Source organism: Sandaracinobacter sp. (assembly GCF_041909755.1).
Lineage (GTDB): Bacteria > Pseudomonadota > Alphaproteobacteria > Sphingomonadales > Sphingomonadaceae > Sandaracinobacteroides.
Genome location: NZ_JAYRCW010000110.1, coordinates 1 through 7,183, shown reverse-complemented (window position 1 = coordinate 7,183; position 7,183 = coordinate 1). Strand labels below are relative to the sequence as shown.

Annotated in this window: 8 protein-coding genes; 2 read left to right on the top strand and 6 right to left on the bottom strand. The window is 68.4% G+C overall.

Translation table 11 applies throughout. The annotated features are described in order from the left end of the window. Positions 1-96 precede the first annotated feature (96 nt). From ACE3O8_RS12080 to ACE3O8_RS12070, 3 genes are all read right to left on the bottom strand, one after another. Positions 97-363: a hypothetical protein gene (locus ACE3O8_RS12080; protein ID WP_374390078.1), complete on the bottom strand. Its 267-nt coding sequence runs from the start codon at positions 361-363 to the stop codon at positions 97-99. A gap of 104 nt (positions 364-467) precedes the next feature. Further along, positions 468-1,163 carry a DUF3313 family protein gene (locus ACE3O8_RS12075; RefSeq protein ID WP_374390076.1) on the bottom strand — a complete coding sequence of 232 codons (696 nt, stop codon included), beginning with the start codon at positions 1,161-1,163 and terminating at the stop codon, positions 468-470. 41 nt (positions 1,164-1,204) lie between these two features. After that, positions 1,205-1,867, bottom strand: a complete 663-nt coding sequence (locus ACE3O8_RS12070) for a TetR/AcrR family transcriptional regulator (protein ID WP_374390074.1) — start codon at positions 1,865-1,867, stop codon at positions 1,205-1,207. Between the two features lie 187 nt (positions 1,868-2,054). Here ACE3O8_RS12070 and ACE3O8_RS12065 point away from each other — a divergent pair, with 187 nt between their 5' ends. Then, positions 2,055-3,497 (top strand): arylsulfatase, encoded by a 1,443-nt coding sequence (locus tag ACE3O8_RS12065; protein WP_374390072.1) that lies wholly within the window; start codon positions 2,055-2,057, stop codon positions 3,495-3,497. A gap of 13 nt (positions 3,498-3,510) precedes the next feature. Then, positions 3,511-4,182 (top strand): hypothetical protein, encoded by a 672-nt coding sequence (locus ACE3O8_RS12060; RefSeq protein WP_374390070.1) that lies wholly within the window; start codon positions 3,511-3,513, stop codon positions 4,180-4,182. A gap of 6 nt (positions 4,183-4,188) precedes the next feature. Here the strand turns inward: ACE3O8_RS12060 and ACE3O8_RS12055 are convergent, their stop codons facing one another. From ACE3O8_RS12055 to ACE3O8_RS12045, 3 genes are all read right to left on the bottom strand, one after another. Beyond that, the gene (locus ACE3O8_RS12055) at positions 4,189-5,229 is read right to left on the bottom strand and encodes an alcohol dehydrogenase family protein (protein ID WP_374390068.1); all 1,041 of its coding nucleotides are present in this window, start codon (positions 5,227-5,229) and stop codon (positions 4,189-4,191) included. Continuing rightward, positions 5,226-6,269, bottom strand: coding sequence for an amidohydrolase (locus ACE3O8_RS12050; RefSeq protein ID WP_374390066.1), 1,044 nt, complete (start codon positions 6,267-6,269; stop codon positions 5,226-5,228). Before ACE3O8_RS12050 ends, ACE3O8_RS12055 begins: the two co-directional genes overlap by 4 nt. Then, a partial coding sequence (locus tag ACE3O8_RS12045) for an AMP-binding protein (RefSeq protein WP_374390064.1) occupies positions 6,266-7,183 on the bottom strand: 918 nt, incomplete at its 5' end. The genes ACE3O8_RS12050 and ACE3O8_RS12045, both read right to left, overlap by 4 nt.

The window sequence follows — 7,183 nt, the reverse complement described above, 5'->3', positions numbered from 1 at the left end:
AATACCAGCGCACCGCCCACAGGATCACATCACCCTGGAAATGGCGCCACTTGAAATCCGTCATCGTTCCGTCCGTCCAATCTCCGCCAAGCATGCTCAAGCTTCACGATTTTTGCAACAGAGCCCGGCGTTGAACACCCAGTCATCGCCGGGGCGCCATTCCGCCATGAAGGCCGGCAGCACGGCATGACGCTCAAGCCCCAGATCGCTTTCGAAGTCGATCACCGTGCCGATGCTGCCGTTGGAACTGTCCGCGCGGACGGAACTGTCCACGCGCGGGAAATAGGCCGAGACCTGCAGCAGCCAGGTCTTGTCCAGCGACTGCGCGCTCGCAGGCGCAGCCACAAGCACCAGTCCCGCCATCATGATGCGTGTTCCAAACAAGGCCTGTCTCCCCACTTTCAAGCTCCGTGCGCCTGCACGGCGATAACTAACCATGATTCCGCCGAAACAGTAACTGATTCAAGTCAATTCAACTTCTGCCCCGGCGTCAGCTCCGCCGGAATCGGGGATTGTGCCTTCAGCGCATCCAGCCCCTTCACGCTCGCGCCGGCCCAGCTCTTCGCCTCGCGCCGGAAATCCGCCTGGTTGGTCACGCTGTTGCTGATCCCCGGCATCCGGTCCACCACCCGCCGGTCCACGATCCGGGCCAGCAGCGCGTTGGTCAGCGAATCCCGCAATTCCAGCACCAGCGTCGCCTCGCCCGCCTCGGCGGTGAAGGTCCGCACACGGCCGGCCGTCAACGTGTCCGGCGCGTTCACATACAGGTTCATCACCGCGCTGCGCACCCGCAGCACGCCCTCGCCCGGCGCCGCCACCACTTCATGCCCGGCCTTTGTGAAGGCCTCGCGGAAGATGTCGCCGGTATCGGCCTGCACGGTGGAGAGGATCTTCAGCGCATCTTCCTGCGTCACCCGCCGGTCCACGCCGACGCTGTCGTTCATGTTGCGCATCCAGTCCTTTCGGAAGGCCACTTCCACCGGATCCAGCATCACCTTCGTATAGGGGCGGAAATCCGCCCCCGGCATCAGGAACACATCGTCGAAGCGGTGGGATTTCACCTCCACCAGCCCGTCCCAGCTGCCCTTCGCCGCGTCCGACGCCGCCGAAGGAACCGCCGCCAGCGCCAGCGCCGCGGCCACGATCAGATTCATCGTCCTCATCATCGTCTCCCCTTCCCGAAGGCCGGCTCCGCGCTGCCGCGTCAGGCCGGCAATATCCGTTCGCGCACCACTGCATCGGCCGCCTGCGCCGCGATCTGCCCGGCCTCGTCGCCCGGCACGCCCAGCCCGCGCAGCGCCACCATCACAAGTTGCTGCGTGATCGACACCACAACCGTCGGGCTCGGCTCGCGCACCACCCGCAACAGGCCCGCCATGCCCAGCGCCAGCACCAGCATCAGGCCCACTTCCAGCGTCGGGATCAAAAAGCGCGCCTGCGCGATCCCGTCCTTCAGATCCGCCACAACCAGCCGGTTCTGCGGCGACTCGACATCTGCCTCCGGCCCATGGATCCGCGCCATCGAAGCAGCGCCCGACGGCTCGTCCACGCCAAAGCGGAAATAGACCGCAAGCCCCCGCGCCAGCCGCAGCGCCGGGTCCGCGATCCCGGCGTTCACCAGCTCCACGCGGGCGTCCAGCTCCGCGCGGATCTCGCCCGCCACCGAATGCGCCAGCGCGTCCCGGTCAGCGAAATGATTATAGAAGCTGCCCTTCGCGACACCCGCGGCCAGAACCAGTTCATCGATGGAAACGGTTTCCACGGGCCGCCCGGCAAACAGCCGACGGCCCGCCTGAACCAGCGCGTCACGCGTCCGGGATTTCCGCGCCAGTTGCGCGGCCGGGCGGGATTTACCTGTCTCCGTCATCCGATGAACAACCGTCCATTGTTGCATTCCCCCGCCCCGGTGGCGGGAAGTCGCATGAATGACTATACCGTCATTTCAATATCCGCAAGCCCCACTCTACACAGGGCCTTGACGGGCGATGCCTCATCGGAATATTGACCACTCAGTCATTTTTGGCCCCAAGGGAGGGGCCGTCAGGAGCATCGCCATGACAGACCAGCCCACCGGAGCCCTCGATCGCCGCGACCTGCTGAAGGCCGGCGGCTTCGCCGCCGCCACCGCCGCCCTGTTCGGGCTGGAACAGGCCGCCCGCGCCGCTTCGCCCCGGCCCCACATCGTCTATATCCTGGCCGACGACCTGGGCTTTGCCGATCTCGGCTATCGCGGCTCCGATATCGCCACCCCCAACATCGACAGGCTGGCAGCCGGCGGCCTGAAGCTGGAGGAATTCTACGCCCAGCCCATGTGCACGCCCACGCGCGCCGCGCTGATGACGGGCCGCTACCCGATGCGCTACGGCCTGCAGATGGGCGTGATCCCGTCGGGCGCCACCTATGGTCTGGACACGGCCGAGCTGACCCTTCCGGCCGCGCTGAAGACCGCCGGCTACCGCACCAGCCTCGTCGGCAAATGGCACCTCGGCCATGCCGACCGCAAATACTGGCCCCGCCAGCGCGGGTTCGACAGCTTCTATGGCGCCCTCATCGGAGAGATCGACCATTTCAAGCACAGCTCCCACGGCGTGGTGGACTGGTTCCGCGACAATGAGCGCGTGATCGAGGAGGGCTATGACAGCGAGCTGTTCGGCAACGAGGCCGTCCGCCAGATCGGCGCGCACGATCCGAAGTCGCCGCTGTTCCTCTACCTCGCCTTCACCGCCCCCCACACGCCGCTTCAGGCGCCCCAGCGCTGGCTCGACCGCTATGCCCATATCGCAGACGAGAACCGCCGCGCCTATGCGGCGATGGTCTCCGCGATGGACGAACAGATCGGCCGCGTGCTGAAGGCGCTGGAACAGCGCGGCATGGGGCGCGACACGCTGGTCCTCTTCCATTCGGATAACGGCGGCACGCGCGACAAGATGTTCGTGGGCGAAGGCGCCGTCGGCGGCGACCTGCCCGCCAGCAACGGCAAGCTGCGCGCGGGGAAGGGCACCGTCTATGAAGGCGGCGTCCGGGTGGACGCCATCGCCCACTGGCCCGGCCGCATCCGCCCCGGCACGGCAAAGGGGCCCTTCCATGTGGTGGACATGATGCCCACCATCGCAAAGCTCGCGGGCGCGTCGCTCGCGGGCGGGAAGCCGCTCGACGGCATGGACATCTGGCCCGCCCTGTCGGGCGCCGCCAGCCCGCGCACCGGCCTCGTCCTCAACATCGAGCCGACGACGGGCTCGATCCGCGAGGGCGACTGGAAGCTGGTCTGGTATCCGGCGCTTCCGGCCGCGGTGCAGCTGTTCAACCTCGCCGCCGATCCGACCGAGTCGAACGATGTCGCCGCCGCCAACCCGGCGAAAGTCGCCGAACTTCAGGCCGGCGTGGTCAAACTGGCGCAGGAAATGGTGCAACCGCACTTCATGACGGCTGCGCTCTCCGCCACGCTTTCGCTTCCGCCCGCCTTCCCGGACGGGCTGGGCGCCGGCCACAGCCACTGACCGAAGGCGCCGGATGCCCGACGCCGCATCAGAGGAACCCGCGCCGGCGGCCGACCCGCAAGGGCCCGGCCGCCGGTTCGAACTGGCGACAGCGATCTCGCTCGCCGTCGCGGGCCTGCTGTCTGCCTGGGCCACCTATCAGGCCGGCCTGTGGGACAAGCGCGAAGCGCAGGCGCGCGCCACCGCAAACGCAGATCTCACCGAATCCTCCCAGCTGATGCTGCGCGCCGGGCAGGAAGAGGCGATGAACACCGCCATGTTCCTGCAGTGGCTGAACGCGCTGGCGGATGATCAGCCCTTGCGTGCAGACGTTCTGCGCCACCATTTCCCCCGCGCCTTCGCGCCGGAGTTCGAGCGCTGGCGCAAGGCCCAGCCCGCCGACATCCGCACCGTGCCGGCCAAATCCGTACTGCCGGATTTCACCGGCCCCAGTCTCGCGGATGCCAGGGCCGCCCGGCGCCGCGCAGACCTGGCCACCGCCGATGCCGATCTGTCGGGGCAGGTGGGCGACAGTTACGACGTCGCCAATGTCGTGCTGGCGACCGCGCTGTTCCTGGCCGGCATCGCCACCGTGCTGCCGGGCCGCATCGCGCGCCGGCTCCCGGTGGCGCTGGCCGCCCTCCTCACCATCGCCGCGCTGGTCGCGATGCTCGTCACCCCGGCGCAGCTGCCCGGCTGGCTCTGATCCCGCTCAGTCCGGGCGCAGCACCATCTTCAGCGCCCCCGCCTCCCGCGCCTCGAACAGCCGATAGGCTTCCGCCCCCTCGCTCAGCTTCATATTGTGGCTCACATAACGTTCCGGCCGCAGCCGGCCGGAGCGCACCAGCGGGAACAGCGCCGGCAGCTCCTCCGGCACCGAACAGGTGCCCACGCGGAATGTCAGCCCGCCGGCGAAGGCCCGCTCCATCGGGAAGGGGAAGCGGCGCGATTGCTGCACCCCGATCACCGAAACCGTGCCGCGCGCCCGCACCAGCCGCAGCGCGAAATCCACCGTCGCGTCGCTGCCCACCACTTCCACCGCGCAATCCAGCTTGCGGCCGTGGGTGTCCTCCTTGATCCGCTCCATCGCCGCATCCGGGTGCAGCGCCACCGCGCCGGCGGCTTCCGCCAGCGCCCGGCGCTCCGCCACCGGGTCGATCGCATAGACCACATGCGCCCCCATCACGAAGGCGCTCTCCACCGTCATCAGCCCGATCGGCCCCAGCCCGATCACCGCCACGCTGCTGCCCGGCCGTATGTCGGCGTTGCGCGCGCCGAACCACGCCGTCGCCAGCGCGTCCGTCATCATCAGCGCCTGCTCCTCGCTGACGCCTTCGGGGATGGGCACGGCGTTCATGTCGGCCGCCGGCACCCGGAACGCCTCCGCCTGCACCCCCTGCAACCGGGCAGACAGGCCATAGCAGCCGCTGCCGTTCCGCTCGCAAGTGTTCACCACGCCCGACAGGCAGGACCGGCACGCCCCGCAGCCCACGGCTGCCGGCATCATCACCTTGTCCCCCACCTTCACGCGGGTCACCTGGCGGCCCACCTCCACCACCTCGCCCACGGCCTCATGCCCCACGCAGAAGCCGATATCCTCGGAAAAGCCGTGGCCGTGATAGATGTGCAGGTCGCTGCCGCAGATGGAACAGGCCGTCACCTTCACGATCGCGTCCGTCGGCGCCTCCAGCTTCGGATCGTCCATGCTTTCGTGGCGGATATCCCGCGCCCCGTAATAGCGCAGCGCCTTCATGCCAGTCCCTCCAGTCGATAGAAGCGGGCGGCCGTGCCCGCGAACAGGTCGGCCTTCTCCGCCGCAGAGGCGCCGGCCGCGATCCGCTTGAAGGCGTTCCACAACGTCGCATAATCCGCGCCCCAGCGGTCCACGGGGAAATTGCTCTCGAACATGCACCGCCCCGCCCCGAACAGGCCGATGCATGTCTCCACCCAGGGACTCCACATCGACGCCAACGCGTCCGAAGCGGGGCGCACGTCCGGCCCCATCCCCTCGAACCCGGGGAAGGGCATGCCCAGCCCGCCCAGCTTCACATGCACATTGGGCAGCACCGCGAGCCGCGCCATCGCCGCCTTCCACGCCGCGAAGCGCTCGTCGCGCCGCCCGGCATAGGCGCCCAACCCCAGCGGCGTGCCCACATGATCGATCACCATCGGCACGTCGGGAAAGGCGCGCGCCAGCGCCTCCACCTCGCCCAGCTGCGGCTCCAGAACCCAGATATCCAGCGAAAGCCCGCGCGATGCGAAGTGCCGCAGCGCGGCATGCACCCGCGGATCCCCGGCAAGCCCCGGCTCCGCATGGCCCAGCGGCCCCAGCACCGCCGGGTCGGCATCATGCGCCATCATGTGCCGGATGCCGCGAAAGCGCCCGCCGCCCGCGGCCAGGTGCGCGTCCAGCACCGCCGCAACGCTGTCGCCCAGCGTCAGGTCGGCGTGGCCGACGATCCCGGCGCAGGCCTTCACCGGCCCATAGGTGCCGCTGGCCGCCATCGCCGCCACCCCGTTCACGAATTCCGTCTCGCCAACGGGCTTCAGCGCATCCGGCCCATCGGCCCGGTAAAAGGCCCCGCACTGCACGAACACGGTTCCCACCACATTGTGGCCGCTGCCGCAGTCCGCCAGCAGCTCGTCCAGCAGGTATCGGGGCGTCTGCGGCAGGATCGCGTCGAACGGATGCGTCCGTTCCGCCGGCAGGAACGGCAGGCGGCTCGTCCAGTCCCACAGATGATGGTGCGGATCGATGATCGGCAGCCCCGGTTCCAGGATCGTCTCGGTCATATCGCCCTCTCCCGCCCTTCCCAGAATGGCGCCCGCAGCTTGCGCTTGAAGATCTTCCCCGAATCCTCGCGCGGCAGGCTTTCGGCAAAGTCGATCCGGCGCGGCACCTTATAGCCCGTCAGCACCTTGCGCAGTTCGGCCTGCAGCGCCGCGGGCGTCAGCGTTGCGCCGGGCATCGTCTGCACCACCGCCATCACCTGCTCCCCGAACTCCTCGTCGGGGATGCCGAACACGGCGCAGTCCGCCACGCCGGGCAGCTTGTGCAGCTCCGCCTCGATCTCGGCGGGATAGATGTTCGCCCCGCCCGATATGATCATGTCGTTGATCCGGTCGCACAGGTAGAGGAAGCCGTCGGCATCGAAATAGCCCATGTCGCCCGGCGTGATCAGGCCGTGCTTCTCCATCGCCGCCCGCTTCTCCGGCGCGTTCTGATAGGTGAAGCCGGTGCCGTGCCGGCCCTTGCCGATCACTTCGCCGATAGTGCCCGGCGGCACGTCCCGCCCCTCGGCATCCACCACCCGCAGCGTCACGCCCGGCATCACCCGCCCGACAGAGCCCGGATGCGCCAGCCATTCCGCCGACGACAGGTTGGTCACATTGCCCATCTCGGTGGAGCCATAATATTCCCAGATCACCGGCCCCCACCAGTCGATCATCGCCCGCTTCACCGGCGGCGGGCAGGGGGCGGCCGCGTGCGTCACATATTCCAGGCTCGACAGGTCATGCCGCCGTTTCACCTCGTCGGGCAGGCGCAGCAGCCGGTTGAACATGATCGGCACCATGTTCAGATGGGTGATCCGCTCCCGTTCGATCAGCGCCAGCAGCTCGGCGGCATCGAAGCGGGGCGCAATCACCACATTCGCGCCCATGCGGATGGAAAAGCCCGAATGGGCGTTGGGTGCCGCATGATAGAC

Excerpts from the sequence above, each read along its gene's own strand:
- ACE3O8_RS12080 (WP_374390078.1), bottom strand. The coding sequence starts at position 363 with ATGGCGGGACTGGTGCTTGTGGCTGCGCCTGCGAGCGCGCAGTCGCTG.
- ACE3O8_RS12075 (WP_374390076.1), bottom strand. The coding sequence starts at position 1,163 with ATGAGGACGATGAATCTGATCGTGGCCGCGGCGCTGGCGCTGGCGGCG.
- ACE3O8_RS12070 (WP_374390074.1), bottom strand. The coding sequence starts at position 1,867 with ATGACGGAGACAGGTAAATCCCGCCCGGCCGCGCAACTGGCGCGGAAA.
- ACE3O8_RS12065 (WP_374390072.1), top strand. The coding sequence starts at position 2,055 with ATGACAGACCAGCCCACCGGAGCCCTCGATCGCCGCGACCTGCTGAAG.
- ACE3O8_RS12060 (WP_374390070.1), top strand. The coding sequence starts at position 3,511 with ATGCCCGACGCCGCATCAGAGGAACCCGCGCCGGCGGCCGACCCGCAA.
- ACE3O8_RS12055 (WP_374390068.1), bottom strand. The coding sequence starts at position 5,229 with ATGAAGGCGCTGCGCTATTACGGGGCGCGGGATATCCGCCACGAAAGC.
- ACE3O8_RS12050 (WP_374390066.1), bottom strand. The coding sequence starts at position 6,269 with ATGACCGAGACGATCCTGGAACCGGGGCTGCCGATCATCGATCCGCAC.